The sequence below is a fragment of the Pseudomonas sp. PSPC2-3 genome (assembly GCF_049898265.1).
In the GTDB taxonomy this organism is placed as follows: domain Bacteria; phylum Pseudomonadota; class Gammaproteobacteria; order Pseudomonadales; family Pseudomonadaceae; genus Aquipseudomonas; species Aquipseudomonas veronii.
Window position 1 is genome coordinate 109431 of the sequence record NZ_JAFCXJ010000004.1, and the last position, 22882, is coordinate 132312.

Genomic DNA, 22882 nt, shown 5'->3' on the forward strand with positions numbered 1-22882 from the left:
GGTCAGAGGCTTTCCGTGATGGCGCAAAAGTGCAGCACGCCTTCGAGGATTTCAGCGGCATGGCCCCTGGGTTTTTTCGGCAACAGCCCCAATAGTTGGGCACGGGCCTGGAAGGCCCAGTCATCACTGGCATTGCTCAGGAGCACGGCACTGGCGGCGATGCCGGCGGCCAGGTACCGCTGCAGTTCGGCGTGCAGGTGCGGGTGCATGTCGAGCAACAGCGTCTTGCCGCGCGCAGCCAGGCTGGCCAGTTCATCATGTTTCAACTGCTGCACGAGGTCGCTGACCTGTTCATGCAACCCATGGGGTTCCCGGGCCAGCCAATAGCGTTGCCCCAGGCGTTGGCCGCTGTGGCTGTCCTGCAGGGTGCCGAACCAGGCGCGAACCACCCCGTCTTTGAGCTCCACCGGCAGATGACTCAAGGTCAACCGCGCAGTGCGGTTGCGGTAGCGCAACTCGCGGAGGCCGAAGGCTTCAGCGTGCCCGGCCAGGTTGCCCAGGCGTTGGCGTTCACCTCGATACACCACGTGCTGGTTGCCCTGGGTCGCGGCGGCTTTCGCCGCTGTAACGGGCGCGCACGGTGCTTGCGCGCTGACAAAGGCGTCCCAGCGCGCAGGCTGCTGCGCCGTCGGTAACGCCATCAACGGCCAGGCGTCGAGCAATGGGCCGAAGCCGTCGACGTGTGCGATCAGACTGTCGCGCAATGCCAGCATCGCCTTGCGCTGCCCCACCAACCCGCGCACCAGCGCATTCAGGCGTTGGCTCGTCGGCTTGCCGGGGGCCGAGACGAACCGCGAAGGCCGGGACGTATCCAGCGCTTGCTGCAAAAAGTTCGAAGCGCCGGGCAGTTGCAAGTCTTCCGGCACTTGCTGGCCCGCCGACAGGTAGTTCAATCGCAAGCCGTGTCGAATCAACGTATCGAGCACCGGGCCCAGCCTGGCAGCCTCGTCGCATTTACTGATGATGCAATCGTCCAGGCAGCAACCGGCGGCATGCGCGGCGTCCCGGTAGGTGTGGACCACTTCATCGAGCGTGTCGCCATGGCTGGCAGCGTTGAGCACCAGCATCAGGCGCAGCGCCCGGCCGCTGGCGCCCAACTGGTTGATTTGGGTGAGCAGGCGTTGGTCGCGCTGGCTCATGCCCACGGTGTCGATGATCACCAGGCGTTTGTCGGCCAGCCTGTCCAGCAGCGGCCCGAGCGCGGCATCCGGCCCCAGGGCGTGCAGCTCAACCCCGAGCAATTGCGCGTAAATGTTCAGTTGTTCGTGGGCGCCGATGCGAAAACTGTCGGTGCTGACCAGCGCCACCGGGCCGGGACCGTGGCGCATGACATAACGCGCCGCCAGCTTGGCGGTGCTGGTGGTCTTGCCCACGCCGGTGGGGCCGACCAGGGCAATGATCGTGGGGGCGCTGAACAGCTCGGCTTCATCGGCCAGTTGGATCAGTTGGCTGTCCAGCCGTTGCGTCAGCCAGGCCTTGAGCCGCGCCGGTGTGGCATCGGGCAGCGGGGGCGGGCTGTGGTCGAGCAGCTCCTGGCTGAGGCTGGCGCTGAAACCGGCGTCGAGCAGCCATTTGAGCAAGGGCGAGGGTTTCCCCCGGCCATCGATCAACTGGCGCATAGCCTGGATTTCACTCAGCAGGCGTTCACTCAACGCGGCGAAATCCGCCGTGGCGGGCGTGGGCGGCGCTTCGGCCAGCGCCAGGATTTCCACCCCGACATCGGTCATGCGGCTCGACAGGATCAGCGCGTCTTCACCCAGGGCCAGGCGCACCTGGTTCATGGCTTCGCGGCTGTTGGCGCCGATAAATCGTTGAGCGCTCACTTGGGTTTGCCTCCGATCACGTTAGTCATGCGCAGGGTGCGGTCGTCGGGTATTTCGCTCAGGGCAATCACCGTGAGCTGGCGCAGACGCCGCCGCAGGAAACGCGACAACACCGGGCGCAGCTTGTTGGGCACCACCAGCACCGGCGGCTCGGTGCTGTTTTCCTGGCGCTTGAGGGTCAAGGTGGTTTGCTGCATCAGGTTGTCCGCCAGGCTCGGCTCCAGCGCGCCGCCGTTGCCCACCGCCTGCATCAAGACCTGCTCCAGGTTGAAGTCCAGGCCGATCACTTTCAGTTCGGTTTTGTTGCCAAACAGCTGATTGACGATGGAGCGTCCCAAGGCCACGCGCACGACAGCCGTCAGCTCTTGCACATCCGGCGGTTGTTGCACGCCACCGTGTTCGGCCAGGGCGTCGAGGATGGTCCGCATGTCGCGGATCGAGACGTTTTCTTCGAGCAGGTTCTGCAGCACGCGCTGCAACACCGTCAGCGACACCAGCTTGGGCACCACTTCGTCGACCAGGCCCTTGCTGTCGGGGCCGAGCTTGTCCAGCAGCTTCTGCACTTCGCCACGGCCCAGCATGTCCTTGGCGTGCTGATGCAGCAGGTGGTTGAGGTGCGTGGCGGTCACGGTGCTGGCGTCGACCACGGTGTAGCCATAGATCTGCCCGTGCTCGCGCAGGTTCGGCTCGATCCAGATCGCCGGCAACCCGAACGCCGGGTCCACCGCCGCCGTGCCTTCCAGCTCATGGGTGACCTTGCCGGGGTTGATCGCCAGCCACTTGCCGGGGAACACTTCGCCGCGGCCGATTTCCACGCCCTTGAGGCTGATGATGTAGGTGTTGGCGGCCAGTTCCAACTTGTCGCGCACATGCACCACCGGCGGCAGAAAGCCCACGTCCTGGGCGAATTTTTTGCGCAGGCTTTTGATCCGGGTGATCAGCTCGCCTTGCTGGCGCGCATCCACCAGCTGGATCAGGCGATGGCCGACGCGCAGGCTCAGGGTGTCGACCAACTGCACATCGTCCCAGGAGGCTTCGCTGCTTTGCGAGGCGGATTTGGGCAGCAGGGTCTGCACCGGTGAGCCCTCCGGGGCCAGTTCCTCCTGTTTGGAGAACCACCAGCCCAGCCCGGCCAGCAGCCCGGTAAGGATCAGGAACACCAGGTTGGGCATGCCCGGCACCAGCCCGAGCAGGCCCATCACGCCTGCGGTCATCATCAGCACTTTCGGGCGGCTGAACAGCTGGCCCATCATCTGTTGGCCGACGTCCTGTTCGGTGTTCACGCGCGACACCGTGACACCGGCGGCAATCGAAATCACCAGGCCGGGAATCTGCGCCACCAGACCGTCGCCGATGGTCAGCATGGTGTAAGTGTGGGCTGCGTCGGAGAAGGCCATGCCGTGTTGCAGGATGCCGATGGCCAGGCCGCCGATGATGCACACGCCCATGATCACCAGCCCGGCCACGGCGTCACCGCGCACGAACTTGCTGGCGCCGTCCATGGAGCCGAAGAAGTCCGCTTCCTGGGCGACTTCCTTGCGCCGCTGGCGGGCTTGCGGTTCGCCGATCAGACCGGCGTTGAGGTCGGCGTCGATCGCCATCTGCTTGCCGGGCATCGAGTCGAGGGTGAAGCGTGCGCCGACTTCGGCGATACGCCCGGCACCCTTGGTGATCACCATGAAGTTGATGGTCACCAGGATCAGGAACAACGCCAGGCCCACGGCAAAGTTGCCGCCCACCAGGAACTCGCCGAAGGCTTCGATCACCTTGCCGGCCGCGTCGGGGCCGGTGTGGCCTTCCATCAGGATCACCCGCGTGGACGCCACGTTCAGCGACAGGCGCAGCAAGGTGGTGAACAGCAGCACCGAGGGAAACGCCGAGAAGTCCAGCGGCTTTTCCGTGAGCATGCTGACCATCAACACCATGATCGCCAGGGCGATATTGAAGGTGAACAGCAGGTCGAGGATGAACGTGGGCAGCGGCAGGATCATCATCGACAGGATGAGCACGATCAGCACCGGGCCGGTCATGATCTTGAGGTCGGTGGTGGCCAGCCAGGAGTCGGGGCCGAATAAATCGGTCATGCCTTTCATGCGTTCGGGTCATCCTCAGGTGTCGGGGTACGCGGGCCACGCTGGTCCATGCCTGGCGGTACAGTCAGGTTCACCGGGGTCGGCGGCAGATCGCCGCCGTGTTCACTGACACGCTTGAGGCGGATGGCCCAGGCCACCACCTCAGCGACCACGGTGTACAGCTCGATGGGAATTTCTCGGTCCAGGTCGACGTGGAAATACAGGGCCCGTGCCAGCGGCGGTGCTTCCAGCATCGGCAGGTGATGTTGCGCGGCGATCTCGCGAATGCGCAGCGCCACATCATCCGCGCCCTTGGCCACCACACGGGGCGCGCCGTTCTTTTCTTTCTGGTACGACAAGGCCACCGCAAAGTGGCTGGGGTTGGTGACGATTACGTCGGCCTTGGGCACTTTGCTCATCATGCGGCGCCGCGCGCGGGTCTGTTGCATCTGGCGAATCTTCGCCTTGATATGCGGGTCGCCGTCGGCGTTCTTGTGTTCCTGGCGCTGCTCTTCCTTGGACATGCGCAGGTTCTTGGCGTAAGTCCACAGTTGGTAAGGCACGTCCATGCCCACCACGATGATCAGTGCCGCGACGCACATCGTGCAGGCGCTGGCGGTCAGGCTCAGCATGGCGGCCAGGGCTTTGGGCGCGGGCATGTGCGGCAAGTTGAGCAACTGCTCGATATGGCTGCGCAGAAAGAAGTAGATCACCGTACCGATCAGGCTGGCCTTGGCGATGGCCTTTGCCAACTCCACCAGCACCTGCACTGAGAACAAGCGCGCCAGCCCGCTCATGGGGTTGACCCGGGAAAACTGCGGGCGCACGGCCTTCAGGGTGATCACCAACCCACCCAGCAGGGCCGGCGCGGCGAGGGCGGCGAAGGTCGTCAGGGCAAAGAACGGCGCCAAGGTCAGCAGCGCGGTCTGGCTCAATGTCCACAGCGTACTGAGCATGCGCGCGGTGTCGAACAGCTGTGCGCGGTCGAACAACAGCGCCTGTTCCATCACCTGGCCAAGGTTGTCATAGAGGGTGCCGCCCATCAGCCACAGCCCGCCAATGCCGGCCAGCAGCATGACGAAGGTGTTCATTTCACGGGAACGTGCAACCTGGCCTTCTTCGCGGGCCTTTTCGATCCGTCGCGGCGTTGCCGCTTCGGTCTTGTCTTCTCTGCTGGTCTCGGCCATGGCTCTCCGGGCGCCTGCGGCAACCCGCGCGACCTGTCAAAGCCGCTATTGTGCGCAGGCGCCCGGGCCGCCGATCGCACGAACACCCGGCACAATCGCGCGTTAATGAGCGGATGGTTCCTCTGGCGCGTATTCATCCTGGGACAGGATGCGTTCGGCCACGCGGTTGTCGAGCACGATGATTTCGATGCGGCGATTGGCGGCATCGTAGGGGCCGGCGCCGTGGAAGCGGATGCGGTCGGCCATGCCGGAAACGCGCAGCAGCTTGTTGGAGTCCAGGCCGCCGGCCACCAGCTCCTGGCGCGAGGCCTTGGCGCGGTCGGCGGACAGGTCCCAATTGTTGTAGCCGGCATCGCCGCCGGGGTAGGGGTGGCTGTCGGTATGCCCGCTGATTTGAATGCGGTTGGGCAATTCGTTGAGCACTGGGGCGAACGTCTTGAGCAGCTTGCTCAGGTACGGCGCGACGTTGGCACTGCCCAGCTCGAACATCGGGCGCTTGTCGGTATCGATCAACTGCACGCGCAGGCCTTCGGGGCTCAGTTCTATCGCGATCTGCTGCTTGAGTTCGCGCAATTGCGGGTCGCGATCCACTGCGTTGTTCAGCCGCTGCTTGAGGGATTCCAGGTGACGCCGCTCATCACCGGAAAGCGGTGAAGGGCGCGTCGTCTGGCGCGCGCGCTCGCCTTCGGAGAAGCGTTGGTCAGGCCCGCCGCCGGGGATCGCGCTGGTGCTGGACGTGCTGCGATCGCCTTTGCTCATGGCCACCAACAACGGCGTGCTGAAGTACTCGGCAATCGCGTCCTTGTCGTTTTTGCTGGCATTGGACAGCACCCACAGCACCAGGAACAGTGCCATCAGCGCGGTCATGAAGTCGGCGAAGGCGATCTTCCAGGCGCCGCCATGGTGGGCGTGCCGGGCGGCTTTTTTACGCCGGATGATGATCGGTTGATCGCTCATGCTCAGTCGATTCCCGGCTGGCCGCTGCCGCTGCGCACATAAGTTTCCAGCTCAAGGGCACCAGGGCGTTCGCTGGTGTGCAGCGCCTTGCGGCCGAACTCCACGGCCAACTGCGGCGGCATGCCCTGCACGCTGGCCAGCAGCGTGACGCGGATGCATTGCAGCATCTTGGCGGATTCGGCGGCTTGCCGGTCGATGCGGCTGGCCAGGGGGGCGACCAACCCATAGGCCAGGTAAATGCCCAGGAACGTACCGACCAAGGCATGAGCGATCATCTGGCCCATCAAGTCCGGGCCGACGTTTACCGCGCTCAAGGCTTTGACCACACCCATCACCGCCGCGACGATGCCGAAGGCCGGCAGGGCGTCGCTGACTTTGTAGAGGGCATCGGCAGGCAAGTGGGCTTCGTGTTCGAAGCCTTCGATCTCGTGCAGCATCAGCTCGTCAAGTTCATGGGCCTGCATGGCGCTGCTGACCAACAGACGCAGGTAATCGGTGATGAACAGGATGATCAGCGGGTCAGCGATCAGTCGTGGGTATTGGGCGAAAATCGGGCTTTGCGCGGGTTCTTCGATATCCCGTTCCAGGGCGAGCATGCCTTCGCGGCGGGCCTTGCTCAGCAAGGCATAGAGCATGGCCATCAATTCCAGGTACAAGGTTTTGTCGTATTTGGCGCTGCGCTTGAAACGTGACACGGCGGTGAGCGTGGCCCTGATGGCCTTGCCGTTATTGGCGGCAATGAACGCACCGACACCGGCCCCTGCAATCATCAGTAACTCGGTGGGTTGATACAGTGGGCCAAGGGCGCCGCCGGACAGGACAAAGCCACCGAACACCGATAACAGTACAACGATAAGCCCGGATACGATGAGCACGTGGTCGTTCCTTAGATTCAAGCAATGGATGACTTGCTGAATATCGGCAACGGCGAGGGACGAATTGAGGGGGTTTTTGCAGACGGTGAAATTGAAAACGCCACAGATCCAATGTGGAAGGGGGCTTGCCCCGATGGGGGTGGATCAGCCAAACAATGACTGACTGACACTCCCTCATCGGGGGCAAGCCCCCTCCCACATTGGATTGGGTTTACAGCTCAAGGGCTGGGCAGGTTGTCGACCCGGTAATGCATGAAGGGTATTGAAGATGTCCCTGTTCAAATACCTCTAAAGAACAACCGGATCAAATGTGGGAGGGGGCTTGCCCCCGATGGGGGTGGATCAGCCAAACAATGACTGACTGACACTCCCTCATCGGGGGCAAGCCCCCTCCCACATTTGATCCGGTTCGACTTAAGCCTTGCGTATCAGCAGTTGTGCGTCGATATCCCGGCGCTTCAGCGTCTTGCCCGCCCGTGACGGCGGCTGGCAAATCCCGCACACATACTGCTGAGCCGGCGCATGGGAGTGGGCAACGAATTCGCCGGAGCAGCACGAGCAGCGGATCAGTTCAAGCATGTCGCTTTCAAAAAAACGCACCAGGGTCCAGGCGCGGGTAAGTCCCAGCACCAGTTCTCCTTCCTGGTCACCCACCTGTTCCAGGTACAGGCGATAGGCTTTGACGAAGGCGTCGATACGGTGCCCACTGATTTCCATCAAGCTGCGATAGATACCGTAGAACAGCGACGAGTGAATGTTCGGCAGCCATGTCACGAACCAGTCGGTGGAGAAGGGCAGCATGCCTTTGGGGGGTGAGGCGCCGCGAACTTCCTTGTAGAGCCGGATCAATCGACCTCGGCTCAGCGACGTTTCCGTTTCCAGCACCTGCAGCCGTGCGCCCAGTTCAATCAGTTCGATTGCCAGTTGCACTTGCTGCATTTCGGTGACCAGGCTTTTGTCTGACATGGATCAGCCTTCCCCGATGCGCAAATCGCCCGTGCGGTCGGCGGCGGCCATCAGCAGTGCGGAATGAATTTCCACCATGCCCAGTTCGCGCGCGTTACCCAGCACCCGGGATAGCCGATCGGTCTCTTCGAACACCGGACGACAAATCAACTGGTTGACTCGCGCCAGTTGGGTCATTTGCTTGCTGCTGAGTTTGGTCAACAGGTCAGCCATTTGCTCGCTGAGTTTCAGGCGAAAAATCGCGATCTCACGGTCTTTGCGCAATAGGTTTTGGGCCAGTAATAAATACGAAAGATTCAGGTCCTGGATGTCTTCAAGCTCAGTGTTGGTATTTGGCAACTTTCTACCCCTCCCGTTGGGTACTACAGTTCGGCACACCTAGTGGTGCGACCTCTGGCAGACAGTGCTGCAAATCGACAAGTACTAAAGTCAGGCTTTTATAGTTGTACAGCGAGTGCCTGGTTGTAGCGTTACTCGGTTATCCATGCTCCCGGCCATCTGCTCAAAGGCCGTGAATACCGAATTTTTTAATTTTTTCTAAAGTATCAAGTAATTTGTACGATAACAGACTGAGGAGTGTTATTTCTTGTCTGTTTTCAGTACTTTACTGTACATAGTCGATAGTTTCATAATTATGTGTCTCGCGTAGATACAGCGTGTAAGTATTTGTTATTTTTTTCGATACAAATAATGGCTTATTGGTATCACTTGGTTGGATGAGGCTCGGTAGGCCGTGTTTAAATTGCTCTTTTTGCGGTTGATCTGCATCAACTCGCCCAAATCATTTTGTCGCGCATGCAAAAACCAATTTACTTGTTCTTCCAGCGCCAGGATCTGGCTGAGTAGTTCAAGTTTGTATTGCTGACCGCTTGCATCAAGATCAACTTGGTCCTGCGCGCGGCGTAAGTAAGCGGCGTCGATCAGCCCCTGGGACTTCAACGCGAAGATGCCGTCCCAATCGGCTTTTTTGGCGTATTCGAGCAGGCGTTGGGATTGTTCGAGCAGTTGTTCATAAGCGGCGATCAGTTGTGCTTGCATCATGTCTACCGCTCTTCCTCGATATGCGAACCGATGGCCAGCCAGGCGGCGGCGACGTTTTCCAGTAACGTCGCGGCCGTGGTCAGTGCGGTCTCATCATTGTTCAGGTTTGCGCGAAGCAGCACACGAACCACGTAGTCGTAGAGTTGGTCCAGTTGCACGGCGATGTCACCTCCTTGTTCAAGGTCCAGCGAAGCGCGTAAACCCTGGCTGACGATATTGATTGCCTTGGTGATGGCCTTGCCTTTTTCGGCGGTATGGCCGGCCTGCATATGCAGGCGTGCGATACGGATCGAAGCCTGGTAACTGTCGAAGAGCATCACGATTCTTTGGTGAGGGGAGGCCGCCAAAATGCCGCTTTCTACGCCAACCTTGGCGTAGGCATTCGCGTCTCGAAGGGAACTCATCTGATTTGCTCCAGGTGTGGTCGTCAATCGCTGCTGTTAAGTGCATCGAACTGGGTCGTCAGGTAATCGGACGTGGAGTTGAGCGACGAGATCAAGGTGTCGAGCTGGGTGAACTCGTCGGTCCAGCGCGCCATCTCGGAGTCGATCAGCGCCTGCTTTTCGACATAGCGCTCTTCAAGTTGCACCAGTTTGGATTCCAGGCTGTCGGTCCTGGCGACGATCAGGCCGCTGTCTTCGTCCAGGTAGTTGTCGAGGTCGTCCGTCATTTGGCCAATGAAGCCGGAGGTGCCGTCGGTACCGATAAAGAACTCCGACACGGCGTCGATGTTGTCGGTGATGGCGCTGGTCAGGGTGTCTTCGTCAACCAGCAGAGTGCCATCGACCTCCAGGGAAATACCCAATTGCGACAGATAGCTGAAGGTGCCGCTGCCAATGGCGGTGTACAGGTCGCTGCTCAATTCTGTGCTGATGCGGCGGGTGGTCGAGTCGCCCAGCAACTCGCCTGCGGTGTCGGAATCGGCATTGTAGGCAGTGAGGGTATCCACGCTGGAAACGTAGCTGTTGTAGGCGGTGACGAATGTGGAGATGGCGTCGTAGATCGCGTCGGTGTCCTGGGAAATCGTCAGGGTCTGCGAGCTGCTGGTGGCGGACAGGTTCAGCGTGACGCCCTGCACTGCGTCTTCCACGGTGTTGCTTTGGCTGGTGATCGAGATGCCATTGAGCGTCAGTTCGGCGTCCAGCGCTGCCACGGTCTGGGTCATGTTGCCGCTGCTGCCGTCGTAGCCGAACAGGCTGGAGGCCTCGTCGGTGCTGTCGGTGCTGGTGTAGGTCACGGTCATTGCCGATTCGGTGCCGGTGCTGTCGGAAGTCAGCACCAGGCGGTACGGCGTGTCGCTGCCATCGTTGACGATCGAGGCGGTCACGCCGGCCCCCGAGGCGTTGATGGCGGTACGAATGCCTTCAAGGGTGTTGTTGCTGCTGTCCAGGGTGATCGACACCGCGCTCGCCGTGCCCACTTGCAGGGTCAGGGTGCCGGTGCCCAGAGCGGTAGTCTTGCTGGCGACGCCGTCGGTGCTCAGGCTTTGGGCCTGGGCCAACTGGGTCACTTGCAGCGTGTAGGTGCCGGCTTCGGCTTCGCTGGTGGTAGCGGCCGTGACACCGCTGCCGGACAGGCTGGTGGTCAACGATTCATACAAGCTCGAGTCGGCCAGGGCTTCTGCCGCTGTTTGCAGTTCGGTCAGGGCGCTGGTCAGGGTGCCGTAGGCGGATATTTCCGCGTTGACCGAGGTTTCCTGGTTGGTGATGGGCGTCAGCAGACTGGTTTCCTTGGATTCCTCCAGGCTGGTCAGGATGCTGTCCAGGTCGAGCCCGGAGCCGACCCCGAGGGAGGTGATGGATGCAGTCGAGGTGGTGGAAGTCGTGGTTGCCATGTGAATGCCTGTCCTGGTTTGTGTTCACACTCGATGGGGTGCGGTTGAACCCAACATCGGCAAACGGCTGACCCGTCTTTAGGCGTGCCTCGGAGTTTTTTACACCTGCATGGCCATCACGTCTTTGTAGGCGCTGAGCAGACGGTTACGCACCTGCACGCCCATCTGGAAGGCCACGCTGGCCTTTTGCGAATCGGCCATCACATCGCTCAGCGACACCGCCTCACTGCCGGCCTGGAAGGCGTTTGACTGGCGGGTGGCGGTCTGTTGCAACTGGTTGATGCGCTGCAAGGACGACTGCAACTCGCCGGCAAACCCCGTGGCCGGGGCGAAACGTTGCGTGCCGCTGCCTTCGGCCTGTTCGGCCAGCAGCGACAGTTGTTGCAGGGCGTTGGTCAGTGCGGACGAATTCATGCTGCAGGTTCCATTGGAAGCGATCAGGCCAGCAGATTACCAAGCCTGCCTGCCTGCACATTCGCCCAATTGAGCACAAAAGCGGTGGCTTTTCCGGCGTTTAGCTTTTGGCATTTTCGCCAGAATGAAGCCCTGCCAGCTGTTCCTCTCTGCGAGGGGAGGCTGATCGACTAATAATACTGTTACCGGACTCTGCAATGTCTTTCGTACAGGCCCTACCCTCGCCATCGAGGTGTTCGTGAGTACCGCAGTCCTGGCCAAAGGCGCGCAAAAGAACCTGGCGACCCGTGTTCCAACCCAGCCGTTGGAGGCGTTGACCACGCTGTTTCGCAACCAGCCCCTGGTGCCTCTGCTGCTGGCGGCAGCCGCCGCGGTTGCCGTCGTGGTGGCGTTGCTGCTGTGGGCGCGCGAGCCGGAATATCGCGTGTTGTTTTCCGGGCTCGGCGAAGCGGACGGCGGACAAATCATCAGTGAGCTGGACAAGCGTGCGATTCCCTATCGCCTGAGCGAAGGCGGCAACACCATCCTGGTGCCCGGCGACAAGATGAACGCCCTGCGCCTGCAGCTGGCCGAGCAAGGTTTGCCCAAGGGCGGCAGCATCGGCTTCGAGTTGCTCGACAAGCAGGCCTTTGGCGTCAGCCAGTTCGCCGAACACCTCAACTACCAGCGCGGCCTTGAAGGCGAGCTGGCGCGCACCATCGAATCCCTGGGGCCGGTGGCCAAGGCGCGGGTGCATCTGGTGATGGCCAAGCAATCGGTATTCGTTCGCGACCGCGAGGCCGCGCGCGCCTCGGTGGTTCTGACCCTGCAACCCGGCCGTGAATTGGGGCAAAGCCAGGCCAGCGCGATTGTGCATCTGGTCACCTCCAGCGTGCCGGAACTGAGTGTCGATGCGGTAACCGTGGTCGACCAGAACGGGCGCCTGCTGTCCCAGGTCCACGGCGATACAACCGGCCCCGACGGCACGCAACTGGACTATGTGCATGAGATCGAGCGCTCCTACCAGCGGCGTATCGAAGACATCCTCACGCCGCTGCTCGGCAGCCAGAACGTGCATGCCCAGGTCGTTGCCCAAGTGGATTTCTCCACCCGCGAAAGCACCGCCGAACGCTATGCGCCCAACCAGGACAGCCATGAAGCGGCGGTGCGCAGCAAGCAAACCTCCGAACATGTGGTGGAAGGCGATGATGCCGGTCGCGGCGTGCCTGGCGCGCTGACCAACTCGCCGCCCAATACCCCGGCGCCGACCAAAGCCACCGCACCGACGCCGGCGGGCGGCACGGCAACCGCCGCCGATGCCAAGGCCAGCAAGCCGGCGAATGCCACTCAAAGCGAGCGGATGATCAACTACGAGGTCGACCGTAACGTCGAGCACGTCAAATCGAGCCTGGGCACGATCCAGCGCCTGACCACCGCCGTGGTCGTCAACTACCGCACGGTGCTCAAGGACGGCGCGCCGACCGCTGAGCCGCTGAGCAAGGAAGAGCTGGAGAACATCAATAACCTGGTGCGCCAGGCCATGGGCTTTACCGAAAGTCGTGGCGATGCGTTGCAAGTGATCAACAGCCCGTTCGTGACCGAAGACACCTCGGTCGCCGAGCCGCCATGGTGGAAAACCCCCGAGGCCTACAACCTGCTGATCAGTGGTTTGCGTTACCTGCTGGTGGCCTTTGCCGCGCTGCTGCTGTGGTGGCTGGTGCTGCGACCGATGCAACGGCGCAACGCCAGCCGAAACGCCCAGATGCTCGCGGCCAGTGCCGAGCCGGGCACCGCGCTGATGCCGACCAGCACCGGTACCAGCGTGGTGGTCGCCGGCCAGGACAACACGCCGCACACCCTGCCGCGCAAGTCGGCGGTGTACGAGCAGAACATGCAGAGCCTGCAACAGATTGCCGCCGAAGACCCGCGGCTGGTCGCCATGATCGTGCGCGGATGGATGAAGAAAAATGACTAGCAAAATGAACGGCTCGCGCCGCAGTGCGATTTTGCTGCTGTCCCTGGATGCCGACAGCGCGGCGGAAGTGTTCAAGTTCCTGCCCAGTGGCGATGTGGAAGCCATCAGCATGGAAATGGCGCGCCTGAGCCAGGTCTCCCATGAAGAAATGCGTCAGGTACTCGAAGAGTTCATGGACGAGACCGACCAATACGCGGCCATCAATATCCAGACCAGCGACCATATCCGCGCCGTGCTGACCAAGGCCCTGGGCAGCGAGCGTGCCGCCAGCCTGATTGACGACATCCTCGAAAGCACCAACACCGGCTCCGGCATCGACAAGCTGAACCTGATGGAGGCCTCGATGGTGGCCGAAATGATCCGCGACGAACACCCGCAGATCATCGCGACCATCCTGGTCCACCTGGAGCGTCACCAGGCCTCCGACATCCTGCAATTGCTGCCCGACCGCCTGCGCAACGACATCATCCTGCGTATCGCCACCTTCAGCGGCGTGCAGCCGGTGGCGCTGCAGGAACTGACCGAAGTGCTCGGCGTGATGCTCGACGGTCAAAGCCTCAAGCGCAGCAAAATGGGCGGCGTGAGGACGGCGGCGGAGATCCTCAACCTGATGAGTTCCACCCACGAGGAACTGGCCATTGGCACGGTGCGCGAGCACAGCGAAGACCTGGCGCAGAAGATCCTCGACGAGATGTTCCTGTTCGAAAACCTGATCGACGTCGACGACCGCGGCATCCAGACCCTGCTGCAACAGGTGGAGCACAACTCCCTGGCGATCGCGCTCAAGGGCTCGCCGCCGGCGTTGCTCGAACGCTTCCTGCACAACATGTCCCAGCGTGCCGGGCAGTTGTTCCGCGAAGACATGGAAGCGCGCGGCCCTATCCGTATGTCGCAGATCGAAACCGAACAGAAGGCCATCCTTGCGGTGGTGCGGCGCTTGTCCGACAGCGGCGAAATCGTGACCGCGCGCGGTAATGACACTTATGTCTGATTGGCAGCCCTGGCAGATGGACCCGTTGGGCAGCCCTGCCTCGCTCGGCGATGATCCGCAGAGCAGCCACCGCGAGCGCGTGCGCAAGCAAGCCTTCCAGCGCAAGCTGGAGATGCAGGTGCTGCGGGAAAAGACCCTCGCCGAAGCCCAGCAGGTCGGCCATGCCCAAGGCGTGGAGCAGGGCTATGCACAAGGTTTGAGCGAAGGGCGCCAGGCCGCCGCCGTGGAGTTGCACCAGCAGGTGCGGCAGACGTTGCAACCGCTGCTGGAGCTGTGCCGTAACTTCGACGAGGCCCTCAAGGCGATGGATACGCACATTGCCCGCCAGTTGGTGGGCATTGCGCTGGAGGCCGCCCGACAATTGGCCGGTGATGCGCTGGCCGCCCAGCCGGAGCAGGTGCTGGTATTGGTCAAAAGCCTGCTCGACAGTGACCTTGAACTCACCGGCAAACCCAGGCTGTGGCTCCACCCGGAGGATCTGCAACGCGTCCAACACAGCCTCGGCGAGCAGATCGAAGCGGCAGGCTGGGCCTTGCATGCGGACTCGGCGATGTTGCCCGGCGGGTGCCGTGTGGTCAGTGCCGGCGGAGAGCTGGATGCCACGCGGCCTTCGCGGTTGGGCCTGCTCAATCGCAGCGTCGAGCGCACCCTGGATGAACAGCCATGAACGCGCACCTCGAGCGCTGGAGCCAGGTCCTGGCGTCGGTGCAGGGCAAGCCCTTGCGGGTCGCGCCGCACCTGCGCAGCGGGCGCATCACCCGCGCCACCGGCATGGTGCTGGAAGCGGTGGGCCTGCGTCTGCCGCTGGGAGGCGCCTGCCGTATTGAGCTGACGTCCCATGAAGGCGTATACGCCGAGGCCGAAGTGGTCGGCTTTGCCGGGGACACGCTGTACCTGATGCCCCTGGCGGAAATCCACGGCCTGCAACCGGGGGCGCGGGTGTTTGCCGCGCAGGACGGCCAGACCGGCGTCGGCGGCAATCGCAGTTTTCCCCTCGGCATGGCCTTGCTCGGCCGCGTGCTCGACAGCGGCGGCCAGCCCCTGGATGGTCGCGGCCCGCTGCTGGGCGCCCACCACGCCAGTCTGCACACCCAACCGCTCAACCCGCTCAAGCGTGCGCCGATCGACCGTCAGATCGACGTGGGCATCCGCGCCATCAATGCCTTGTTGTGTGTCGGGCGTGGCCAGCGCCTGGGCCTGTTTGCCGGTTCCGGCGTGGGCAAGTCGGTGCTGCTGGGCATGATGGCCCGCTACACCCAGGCCGATGTGATCGTGGTCGGGCTGATCGGCGAGCGGGGCCGCGAGGTACAGGACTTTATCGACAACATTCTCGGCGAAGACGGCCTGCGTCGCTCCGTGGTGGTCGCCGCGCCGGCCGATACCTCGCCGCTGCAACGCTTGCAGGGCGCGTTGTACGCCACGCGGGTGGCCGAGGACTTTCGCGACCAGGGCAAAGACGTGCTGCTGATCATGGATTCGCTGACCCGCTACGCCATGGCCCAGCGCGAAATCGCCCTGGCCGTGGGCGAGCCGCCGGCCACCAAGGGCTACCCGCCGTCGGTGTTCGCCAAGCTGCCCAAGCTGGTGGAACGCACCGGCAACGGGCCGCCCGGCGGCGGCTCGATCACTGCGTTTTACACGGTGCTCAGCGAAGGCGACGACCAGCAGGACCCGATTGCCGACTCGGCGCGGGCGATCCTCGACGGGCACATTGTGCTGTCCCGGCACCTGGCCGAAAGCGGGCACTACCCGGCCATCGATATCGAAGCGTCGATCAGCCGGGCGATGACGGCCATTGCCAGCGACGCCCAGCAGCGCAAGGCGAATCAGCTCAAGCAGGCGCTGTCGCGCTACCAGCGCAATCGCGACCTGATCAGCGTGGGCGCCTACACCCAGGGCCACGACGTGCAACTCGACCGCGCGGTGGGTTTGTACCCGCATATCGAACGGTTCCTGCAGCAGCGCATCGACGACCGTGCCAGCGTTGACGAGACCCTGCACGGCCTGACCCTGTTGTTCCCCGGCAACTGACCTTTTCGAGTAACCATCGATGGCTGACCAATCGCTGCACCTGCTGATCGAACTGACCGCCAAGGCACGCGACATCGCGGCCCGCGCCCTGGCGCAAAGCCGCACTGCCGAGCAATTGGTGATCAACCAGTTGTGCACCCTGGACCAGTACCAGCAGGAGTACCGCCAGAACCTGCAATTGGAACTGGCCAAGGACGGCATGAGCCCTTCGGCGCTGACCAACTACCGGGGCTTTTTGCAGTCGCTGGAAGAGGCCGTGGAGCGTGCGCAAAAAAGCCTGGAGCGCCACCGCAAACAGGTGGCGCACCACCAGATCACCTGGATGGCGCAGTGGCGCAAGGTCAACGCGATTGAAGCGTTGTTGAGCCGCCGCGCCCAACAGGCGCAAGTGCGCGCCGGGCGTGTCGAGCAACGCCAGATGGACGAACTGGCCAGCCAATTGCGGCGCCGGGCGGCAGCGTTTCCAACTTCCATCGATAGCAGCCTCTAAGGGACACCATGGACATTCTCGCGTCGTTAGCGCCATCGACCGCAGCGCCTGCGCCGGCCAGTCTTCCCGCTGAGGCGACGGTTGCGCCGAGTGAGTCGTTTGCCGCGGTATTAAGCCAGGTCGATGCGCCAGTGGCTGACCCGCTGCCGGTGGTTCAGTTGGCACCGGCCCCGACATTGGCACCGGCATTGGCGGCTGCGGACACCGCCCCGGTCATGCCGGAACCGGCTGCGGCTGCACTGCCCACGCCGGTGGTCGCAGCGCCAGTGCCGCTGGCTGAGCCAGAGCCCGTAGCGGTGGACGAGGTGCCGAATGCCTGGCCCGATCAACCCGTGACAGCGGTTGAAGAACCTGAGCCGACGACCAAGGGCGACAGCTCGCTGGACGACATTCGCCAGCGCATGGCCCTGATCGAAAGCGCCGGCCAGCTGGATACCGCCGCAATGATCGTGGCACCGCCGACGCCTGTCAGCGTGCCGCTGCCTGTGGTGGTCAGCGCTGAGTCAGCCGAGCCCGCCCCGCTGATCAGCAGTCGTGTACCGGCCCAGGCGACCAGCCTGCCTGCGGCGGATGACGAGGCGGATACGCCGCAACCGATCGACCTGCCCGACGCCATGCCGACGCTGGTCGCCAGCGTCGCCGACAGCGTGCCCAGCGTGCGCGCGCAAACGCACGACAACCAGGCGCAGAGCCAGCCCGATCCGCAGAGTGTCTTCAGCCTTTCAGCGGCATCCTTCAGCCCGACGAACCTGGCCGTCGCCGACACGGTTGCGAGCAATGGCCTGGTGCTCACGGCCGCTATCGGCAGCGCCGATTGGCAGACTGACCTGGGCCAGCAGATGGTCGACATGGTCACGCGTGGCGAGCAGCAAGTGGACTTGCGCCTGCACCCGGCCGAACTCGGCCCGTTGTCCATCAGCCTCAACCTGAATGACGGCACCACCCAGGCGCAGTTCCAGGCCGCCCATGCGTCGGTGCGGGCGGCGGTGGAGCAGGCGTTGCCGCAGTTGCGCGAGGCGCTGGCCACCCAAGGCATCGCGTTGGGGCAAGCCTCGGTCAGCGACCAGTCTTCACGCCAGGCCGCGAGCGGCCAGACACCGCGTGATCCGCAGGCCCAGCCGTCCAGCGCAGCGGTCAGCCGCGACGAAGCACTCCCGACGCACGTCCAGCAGGTGGTGCTGCGCAGTTCGGGCGTGGACCTGTACGTCTGATTCTCAAATCAAAACAGCGAGATACCGCCGTTACCCTGGTCTTATCGCGCCATGGGCGGAGCAGGGCGATGGTCATACTTGAGCCCTGCCTAACCGTTTTCCTTCATTCCATGGTTCCAGCCAATGACCACCACCCGCAAAACCCCCTGGCTCTTGATTCTGCTGCTGGCGCTGGTCGTCGTCGCCGCCAGTTCCGGCGGCACCTACCTCTATTTCAGTCAACACGGCATGGCGGCTGAGGCAGTGACGGTCGAGCCCGTGGCGCAAAAGCCCCAGGCGCCGCGGTTGGTCACCATCGCCCCGATGACGGTCAACCTGGTGAACGAGCGCGATGAGCAAAGCCTGCTGTACGTGGGGTTTGCCCTGGAAGTGGCGGATGACGCGACCCAGGCCCTGCTGCAGCAATACATGCCGCAAATACGCAGCCAGTTGTTGACCCTGTTGAGCGGGCAGAACACCACGCAGGTGATCACGCCCCAGGGCAAGGCGGCGCTTGCCGGCAAGGTCCTGGAAACTCTCAAGCAGCCCCTGGCGCCGCAGCAACCCGCACCTGCGGTGCTGCGCGTGCTGTACACCGACTTTATCGTGCAATAACCCATGGCCATTGACGATTTGCTCTCCCAGGACGAGATCGACATGTTGCTTCGCGGGGGCGACGACGGCGACGCTGCGGCGGATGACGCCGACACCCTGGACGCCGCGCGGGTGCGCCCTTACGACCCGGCGACCCAGCACCGGGTGATCCATGAGCGTTTGCACGCCCTGGACATCATCAACGAACGCTTCGCCCGTTACTTTCGCATGAGCCTGTTCAACCTGATCCGGCGCAGCATCGATATCACCGTCAAAAGCGTGCGTTACCAGAGCTACAGCGAATTCTCGATGCACATGCCGATGCCCACCAACATCAATCTGTTGGCCATGAAACCGCTGCGCGGCACGGCCCTGGTGGTGTTCCCGCCCAGCGTGGTGTTCATGGTGGTGGACAACCTGTTCGGCGGCGACGGGCGTTTCGTGACCAAGTCCGAAGGTCGCGAGTTCACCCACACCGAACAGCGCATCATCCGGCGTTTGCTGGGGTTGTCGGTGGATGCCTACAAGGACGCCTGGAAGTCGGTCTACCCCCTGGAAATCGAATACCTGCGTTCCGAGATGCAGGCCAAGTTCGCCAACATCACCAGTTCACCGAATGAAATCGTGGTGAATGCCACCTTCCACCTGGAGGTCGGCAACCTGTCCAGCGATTTCAACATCGTGATCCCGTACCTGATGATCGAGCCGATGCGCCAACTGCTCAACGGCCCGCTGACGGATACCAATCCCGAGGAAGAGCGCCACTGGAACAAGCGCATGGCCGGCGAGATCACCCATTCCGAGATTGAGCTGATCGCCGACTTTGTCGAGCTGGATGCGCGGATGGGCCAGGTCATGGCGCTCAAGGTCGGCGATGTGCTGCCTATCGACCTGCCCGAGATCGTCAGTGCGCGGGTCGACGGCGTGCCGGTCATGACCTGCGAATACGGCAGCCAGAACGGCGTGCGCGCGTTACTTGTGAAGGACCTGGTCGATCACTCGCTGAGTCTTTCCTCCTCTTCTACCAGCCGATTCGTGAAGGGCCACGTGTCCACTGCCAAGGAATCCGATCATGACTGATTCAAACACCCTCGAGCCCCAAGAGCCCGATGAATGGGCTGACGCCCTGGCCGAACAGGCCGCCGAAGCCGGTGACGACGACCCGTGGGCGGCGGCCTTGGCCGAACAGGAGCAAGCCGACGCGGCGGTTGCCGGCCCGGCGCCAAGCGTAGGCTCGAGCCTGTTCAAGCCGTTGCCGGTGCCAGCACCTGCGGCGGCTGCGCGTGAGCTGGAAATGATCATGGATATTCCGGTCAAGCTCAGCGTGGAACTGGGCCGCACCCGAATCACCATCAAGCAATTGCTGGAACTGGCCCAGGGCTCGGTGCTGGCGCTGGACGGCCTGGCGGGGGAACCGATGGACATCCTGATCAACAGCTACCTGATCGCCCAGGGCGAAGTGGTGGTGGTGGATGACAAATACGGCATTCGGATCACGGAAATCATTACTCCGTCCGAACGCGTGCAAAAGCTCAACCGATGAGCCTGGTCAGCGCAACACCCGCGCCCCTTGGTGTGCCCTCGGACAACGTGATGAACCTGGCATTGCTGGGCAAGACCGGCCTGGCGCTGGTGGTGGTGCTCGCCTGCGTGCTGGTGTGCGGCTGGCTCGCGCGGCGCATGGGTTCACGGCCGTTGGCACCGGGGAAGATGCTGCGGGTGGTCAGCAGCACCGGGCTGGGCCAGCGTGAAAAGGTGGTGATTGTGGAGGTGCGCGGCCAATGGCTGGTGCTGGGGGTGACGGCCCAGCAAGTCACCGCCCTGGCGCAAATGGACGCGCCGGCAGCCGAGCCTGAGCCGGCGGCGGTCGCACCGGGCGACAGTTTTGCCGAACGCCTGACGCATGCGCTGAAGCACAACCTGCGCAAGGGGCGCGCCTCATGACGGCCCTGGAACCGGCGATGCAGGGCCTGAGCGCCTTCACCGGCCAGGCCGGCGGCCAGCAATGGTCGCTGAGCCTGCAGACCCTGCTGCTGCTCAGCGCCATGGCGTTCCTGCCGGCGGTGCTGCTGATGATGACCGGGTTCACTCGCATCATCATTGTGCTCGGCCTGCTGCGCACGGCCATCGGCACCACCTCGGCACCGCCGAACCAGGTGCTGCTGGGGCTGGCGCTGTTCCTGACGTTTTTCGTCATGTCGCCAACCCTCGACCAGGCATACGAAACCGCCTGGCAGCCGTTCTCCCGGGACGAGATCACGGTGGAGCAATTTCTCGACAAGGGCAGCCAGCCGTTTCGCGCCTTCATGCTGACCCAGACCCGCCAGGGCGACCTCGCATTATTCGCACGGGTGGCGCGCATCGGCGACCTGCAAGGGCCGGAGGATGTGCCCATGCGTGTGTTGCTGCCGGCCTTTGTCACCAGTGAATTGAAGACCGCGTTCCAGGCCGGTTTCACCATTTTTATCCCGTTCCTGATCATCGACCTGGTGGTGGCGAGCGTGTTGATGGCGCTGGGCATGATGATGGTGCCGCCGTCGACCATCTCGCTGCCGTTCAAGTTGATGCTGTTTGTGCTGGTAGACGGCTGGCAGTTGCTGCTCGGTTCCCTGGCGCAGAGTTTTTATACCTGATGAGGACGTAGACGATGACGCCGGAAATGGTCATGGATCTGGCTTACAAAGGCATGCGGATGAGCATGATCGTGGCCGCGCCCGTGTTGTTCGTGACGCTGTTTGTCGGCTTGCTGGTGAGCCTGTTCCAGGCGGCCACGCAGATCAACGAATCGACCCTCTCGTTTATCCCCAAGATCATCGGTGTGTGCGTGGTGCTGGTGATCGCCGGGCCCTTGATCATGGAAATGCTGGTGGACTACACCCGCGCGCTGTTCACCAGCCTGCCCACATTGATTGGCTGACGCGCCTTGATCGAGGTCAGTTCGGCGCAACTGCAACTGTGGCTCACCAGCTTTTTCTGGCCGTTCTGCCGCGTGCTGGCGTACCTGATGAGCGACCCGATCCTCGGCCACAAAAACGTGTCGAGCCAGGTGAAGGTCGGCCTGGCGATGCTGCTGGCTTTCTTGCTGGCGCCCAATTTGCCGGCGCTGCCGGAGGTGTCGCTGTTTTCCTGGGCCGGCCTTGGGGTGACGGTGGAGCAGGTGCTGATCGGCATGTCGCTGGGCATGGTGATGCGCGTGACGCTGGCGGTGGTGGAGATGACCGGCGATATCTGCGGCATGCAGATGGGGCTGGCGTTTGCCACATTCTTTTCCGCCGATACCAGCACCAACAGCCTGGTGCTGTCGCGCTACCTGGGCATGATCACGATCCTGATGTTCCTCGCGCTGGACGGCCACCTCATGGTGCTCGAACTGCTGGCGACCACGTTCAAGACGCTGCCCATCGGCCACCTGCGTTTTGACCCCAACGCCTGGAACCTGATTGCGCGCTATGGCAGCACGATCTTTCTCACTGGCCTGTTGCTGGCTTTGCCGATGGTCGCCACGCTGCTGATCATCAGCCTGGCCATGGGCATTCTCAACCGGGTGTCGCCACAGTTGACGGTATTCTCGGTAGGCTTCCCGCTGACCTTGTCCGTGGGCCTGATCCTGCTGATGGTGGTGATGGGCGACCTGGGACCGTTTCTGGCCAGCCTGCTCACCAACACCCTGCACTTCATGCAGTACCTGGTCGACAACATGACCCTTGCTTGACTCATGCACCCTGGTCCAACTGTGGGAGGGAGCTTGCTTCCGATGGTGGTGTTTCAGCCCATGCATCTGGTGACTGATCCAGCGCTATCGGGAGCAAGCTCCCTCCCACAGTTTTTGATGTGTTTGAACAGTGACATGGGGGCGTCGCAGTTGATGGGCTTCTGTGGGCTGGGTTTAGGACTATTTTGGGCTAGTCAGCTGCCACGGTCCAACTGTGGGAGGGGGCTTGCCCCCGATGGTGGTGTTTCAGCCCATGCATCTGGTGACTGATCCAGCGCTATCGGGAGCAAGCTCCCTCCCACAGTTTTTGATGTGTTTGAACAGTGACATGGGGGCGTCGCAGTTGATGGGCTTTTGTGAGCTGGGTTTAGGACTACTTTTGGCCAATCAGCTGCCACGGTCCAACTGTGGGAGGGGGCTTGCCCCCGATGGCGGTGTTTCAGTCCATGCATCTGGTGACTGATCCAGCGCTATCGGGAGCAAGCTCCCTCCCACAGTTTTTGATGTGTTTGAACAGTGACATGGGGGCGTCGCAGTTGATGGGCTTTTGTGGGCTGGGTTTAGGACTATTTTTGGCCAATCAGCTGCCACGGTCCAACTGTGGGAGGGGGCTTGCCCCCGATGGCGGTGTTTCAGCCCATGCATCTGGTGACTGATCTACCGCTATCGGGAGCAAGCTCCCTCCCACAGTTTTTGATGTGTTCGAACAGTGACATGGGGGCGTCGCAGTTGATGGGCTTCTGTGGGCTGG

24 protein-coding genes are annotated in these 22882 nt (G+C 62.5%); 13 read left to right on the forward strand and 11 right to left on the reverse strand.

Annotated features, from left to right (window positions below):
* Positions 1 to 2: 2 nt before the first annotated feature.
* From ACP7E3_RS10440 to fliE, 11 genes are all read right to left on the reverse strand, one after another.
* Positions 3 to 1823: a flagellar biosynthesis protein FlhF gene (locus ACP7E3_RS10440; protein WP_426123057.1), complete on the reverse strand. Its 1821-nt coding sequence runs from the start codon at positions 1821 to 1823 to the stop codon at positions 3 to 5.
* Entirely contained in the window at positions 1820 to 3916 is a 2097-nt protein-coding gene (gene flhA, locus ACP7E3_RS10445; protein ID WP_046382123.1) for a flagellar biosynthesis protein FlhA, read from the reverse strand. Before flhA ends, ACP7E3_RS10440 begins: the two co-directional genes overlap by 4 nt.
* On the reverse strand, positions 3913 to 5082 hold the full coding sequence (gene flhB / locus ACP7E3_RS10450; protein ID WP_046382124.1) for a flagellar biosynthesis protein FlhB: 1170 nt from the start codon (positions 5080 to 5082) through the stop codon (positions 3913 to 3915). The genes flhA and flhB overlap by 4 nt, the downstream gene beginning before the upstream one ends.
* Before the next feature lie 102 nt (positions 5083 to 5184).
* Positions 5185 to 6039, reverse strand: a complete 855-nt coding sequence (gene motB / locus ACP7E3_RS10455) for a flagellar motor protein MotB (RefSeq protein ID WP_046382125.1) — start codon at positions 6037 to 6039, stop codon at positions 5185 to 5187.
* Positions 6040 to 6041: 2 nt separating this feature from the next.
* Positions 6042 to 6914 carry a flagellar motor stator protein MotA gene (gene motA, locus ACP7E3_RS10460; protein WP_046382126.1) on the reverse strand — a complete coding sequence of 291 codons (873 nt, stop codon included), beginning with the start codon at positions 6912 to 6914 and terminating at the stop codon, positions 6042 to 6044.
* A 414-nt stretch (positions 6915 to 7328) separates the two neighbouring features.
* Complete coding sequence (flhC, locus tag ACP7E3_RS10465) at positions 7329 to 7880, reverse strand: flagellar transcriptional regulator FlhC (protein ID WP_046382127.1); 552 nt, start codon at positions 7878 to 7880, stop codon at positions 7329 to 7331.
* 3 nt (positions 7881 to 7883) lie between these two features.
* On the reverse strand, positions 7884 to 8219 hold the full coding sequence (flhD, locus tag ACP7E3_RS10470; RefSeq protein WP_046382128.1) for a flagellar transcriptional regulator FlhD: 336 nt from the start codon (positions 8217 to 8219) through the stop codon (positions 7884 to 7886).
* Between the two features lie 330 nt (positions 8220 to 8549).
* Positions 8550 to 8921, reverse strand: coding sequence for a flagellar protein FliT (fliT, locus tag ACP7E3_RS10475; protein WP_046382129.1), 372 nt, complete (start codon positions 8919 to 8921; stop codon positions 8550 to 8552).
* Positions 8922 to 8923: 2 nt separating this feature from the next.
* Positions 8924 to 9325, reverse strand: a complete 402-nt coding sequence (gene fliS, locus ACP7E3_RS10480; RefSeq protein WP_046382130.1) for a flagellar export chaperone FliS — start codon at positions 9323 to 9325, stop codon at positions 8924 to 8926.
* A 23-nt stretch (positions 9326 to 9348) separates the two neighbouring features.
* Entirely contained in the window at positions 9349 to 10755 is a 1407-nt protein-coding gene (fliD, locus tag ACP7E3_RS10485) for a flagellar filament capping protein FliD (protein WP_426123061.1), read from the reverse strand.
* Between the two features lie 99 nt (positions 10756 to 10854).
* A complete protein-coding gene (gene fliE / locus ACP7E3_RS10490) occupies positions 10855 to 11169 on the reverse strand; it encodes a flagellar hook-basal body complex protein FliE (protein ID WP_046382132.1) in 315 nt (104 codons plus the stop codon).
* Between the two features lie 238 nt (positions 11170 to 11407).
* Between fliE and fliF the strand changes: the two genes are divergently transcribed.
* The 13 genes from fliF (at position 11408) to fliR (ending at position 22131) form a co-directional block, all read left to right on the forward strand.
* The gene (gene fliF / locus ACP7E3_RS10495; RefSeq protein ID WP_108524550.1) at positions 11408 to 13123 is read left to right on the forward strand and encodes a flagellar basal-body MS-ring/collar protein FliF; all 1716 of its coding nucleotides are present in this window, start codon (positions 11408 to 11410) and stop codon (positions 13121 to 13123) included.
* A complete protein-coding gene (gene fliG, locus ACP7E3_RS10500) occupies positions 13116 to 14114 on the forward strand; it encodes a flagellar motor switch protein FliG (protein ID WP_046382133.1) in 999 nt (332 codons plus the stop codon). The genes fliF and fliG overlap by 8 nt, the downstream gene beginning before the upstream one ends.
* The gene (locus tag ACP7E3_RS10505) at positions 14107 to 14781 is read left to right on the forward strand and encodes a flagellar assembly protein FliH (RefSeq protein WP_052735755.1); all 675 of its coding nucleotides are present in this window, start codon (positions 14107 to 14109) and stop codon (positions 14779 to 14781) included. The genes fliG and ACP7E3_RS10505 overlap by 8 nt, the downstream gene beginning before the upstream one ends.
* A complete protein-coding gene (gene fliI / locus ACP7E3_RS10510) occupies positions 14778 to 16145 on the forward strand; it encodes a flagellar protein export ATPase FliI (RefSeq protein WP_426123064.1) in 1368 nt (455 codons plus the stop codon). The genes ACP7E3_RS10505 and fliI overlap by 4 nt, the downstream gene beginning before the upstream one ends.
* A 19-nt stretch (positions 16146 to 16164) precedes the next feature.
* Positions 16165 to 16635 (forward strand): flagellar export protein FliJ, encoded by a 471-nt coding sequence (gene fliJ / locus ACP7E3_RS10515; protein ID WP_426123066.1) that lies wholly within the window; start codon positions 16165 to 16167, stop codon positions 16633 to 16635.
* An 8-nt stretch (positions 16636 to 16643) separates the two neighbouring features.
* Positions 16644 to 17846, forward strand: coding sequence for a flagellar hook-length control protein FliK (locus tag ACP7E3_RS10520; protein ID WP_426123068.1), 1203 nt, complete (start codon positions 16644 to 16646; stop codon positions 17844 to 17846).
* A 123-nt stretch (positions 17847 to 17969) separates the two neighbouring features.
* A complete protein-coding gene (gene fliL / locus ACP7E3_RS10525) occupies positions 17970 to 18440 on the forward strand; it encodes a flagellar basal body-associated protein FliL (RefSeq protein WP_046382138.1) in 471 nt (156 codons plus the stop codon).
* Between the two features lie 3 nt (positions 18441 to 18443).
* Entirely contained in the window at positions 18444 to 19499 is a 1056-nt protein-coding gene (fliM, locus tag ACP7E3_RS10530; protein ID WP_046382139.1) for a flagellar motor switch protein FliM, read from the forward strand.
* Positions 19492 to 19962 carry a flagellar motor switch protein FliN gene (gene fliN, locus ACP7E3_RS10535; protein WP_046382140.1) on the forward strand — a complete coding sequence of 157 codons (471 nt, stop codon included), beginning with the start codon at positions 19492 to 19494 and terminating at the stop codon, positions 19960 to 19962. Before fliM ends, fliN begins: the two co-directional genes overlap by 8 nt.
* A complete protein-coding gene (fliO, locus tag ACP7E3_RS10540) occupies positions 19959 to 20363 on the forward strand; it encodes a flagellar biosynthetic protein FliO (RefSeq protein WP_046382141.1) in 405 nt (134 codons plus the stop codon). The genes fliN and fliO overlap by 4 nt, the downstream gene beginning before the upstream one ends.
* Positions 20360 to 21052, forward strand: a complete 693-nt coding sequence (fliP, locus tag ACP7E3_RS10545; protein ID WP_046382142.1) for a flagellar type III secretion system pore protein FliP — start codon at positions 20360 to 20362, stop codon at positions 21050 to 21052. The genes fliO and fliP overlap by 4 nt, the downstream gene beginning before the upstream one ends.
* Positions 21053 to 21066: 14 nt before the next feature.
* Positions 21067 to 21336, forward strand: a complete 270-nt coding sequence (gene fliQ, locus ACP7E3_RS10550) for a flagellar biosynthesis protein FliQ (RefSeq protein WP_046382143.1) — start codon at positions 21067 to 21069, stop codon at positions 21334 to 21336.
* A 6-nt stretch (positions 21337 to 21342) separates the two neighbouring features.
* Positions 21343 to 22131 carry a flagellar biosynthetic protein FliR gene (fliR, locus tag ACP7E3_RS10555; RefSeq protein ID WP_079444656.1) on the forward strand — a complete coding sequence of 263 codons (789 nt, stop codon included), beginning with the start codon at positions 21343 to 21345 and terminating at the stop codon, positions 22129 to 22131.
* The last annotated feature ends 751 nt before the right edge of the window (positions 22132 to 22882 follow it).

Excerpts from the sequence above, each read along its gene's own strand:
- flhA (WP_046382123.1), bottom strand. The coding sequence starts at position 3,916 with ATGAAAGGCATGACCGATTTATTCGGCCCCGACTCCTGGCTGGCCACC.
- flhB (WP_046382124.1), bottom strand. The coding sequence starts at position 5,082 with ATGGCCGAGACCAGCAGAGAAGACAAGACCGAAGCGGCAACGCCGCGA.
- motB (WP_046382125.1), bottom strand. The coding sequence starts at position 6,039 with ATGAGCGATCAACCGATCATCATCCGGCGTAAAAAAGCCGCCCGGCAC.
- flhC (WP_046382127.1), bottom strand. The coding sequence starts at position 7,880 with ATGTCAGACAAAAGCCTGGTCACCGAAATGCAGCAAGTGCAACTGGCA.
- fliT (WP_046382129.1), bottom strand. The coding sequence starts at position 8,921 with ATGATGCAAGCACAACTGATCGCCGCTTATGAACAACTGCTCGAACAA.
- fliS (WP_046382130.1), bottom strand. The coding sequence starts at position 9,325 with ATGAGTTCCCTTCGAGACGCGAATGCCTACGCCAAGGTTGGCGTAGAA.
- fliD (WP_426123061.1), bottom strand. The coding sequence starts at position 10,755 with ATGGCAACCACGACTTCCACCACCTCGACTGCATCCATCACCTCCCTC.
- fliE (WP_046382132.1), bottom strand. The coding sequence starts at position 11,169 with ATGAATTCGTCCGCACTGACCAACGCCCTGCAACAACTGTCGCTGCTG.
- fliG (WP_046382133.1), top strand. The coding sequence starts at position 13,116 with ATGACTAGCAAAATGAACGGCTCGCGCCGCAGTGCGATTTTGCTGCTG.
- ACP7E3_RS10505 (WP_052735755.1), top strand. The coding sequence starts at position 14,107 with ATGTCTGATTGGCAGCCCTGGCAGATGGACCCGTTGGGCAGCCCTGCC.
- fliI (WP_426123064.1), top strand. The coding sequence starts at position 14,778 with ATGAACGCGCACCTCGAGCGCTGGAGCCAGGTCCTGGCGTCGGTGCAG.
- fliJ (WP_426123066.1), top strand. The coding sequence starts at position 16,165 with ATGGCTGACCAATCGCTGCACCTGCTGATCGAACTGACCGCCAAGGCA.
- ACP7E3_RS10520 (WP_426123068.1), top strand. The coding sequence starts at position 16,644 with ATGGACATTCTCGCGTCGTTAGCGCCATCGACCGCAGCGCCTGCGCCG.
- fliL (WP_046382138.1), top strand. The coding sequence starts at position 17,970 with ATGACCACCACCCGCAAAACCCCCTGGCTCTTGATTCTGCTGCTGGCG.
- fliM (WP_046382139.1), top strand. The coding sequence starts at position 18,444 with ATGGCCATTGACGATTTGCTCTCCCAGGACGAGATCGACATGTTGCTT.
- fliN (WP_046382140.1), top strand. The coding sequence starts at position 19,492 with ATGACTGATTCAAACACCCTCGAGCCCCAAGAGCCCGATGAATGGGCT.
- fliO (WP_046382141.1), top strand. The coding sequence starts at position 19,959 with ATGAGCCTGGTCAGCGCAACACCCGCGCCCCTTGGTGTGCCCTCGGAC.
- fliP (WP_046382142.1), top strand. The coding sequence starts at position 20,360 with ATGACGGCCCTGGAACCGGCGATGCAGGGCCTGAGCGCCTTCACCGGC.
- fliQ (WP_046382143.1), top strand. The coding sequence starts at position 21,067 with ATGACGCCGGAAATGGTCATGGATCTGGCTTACAAAGGCATGCGGATG.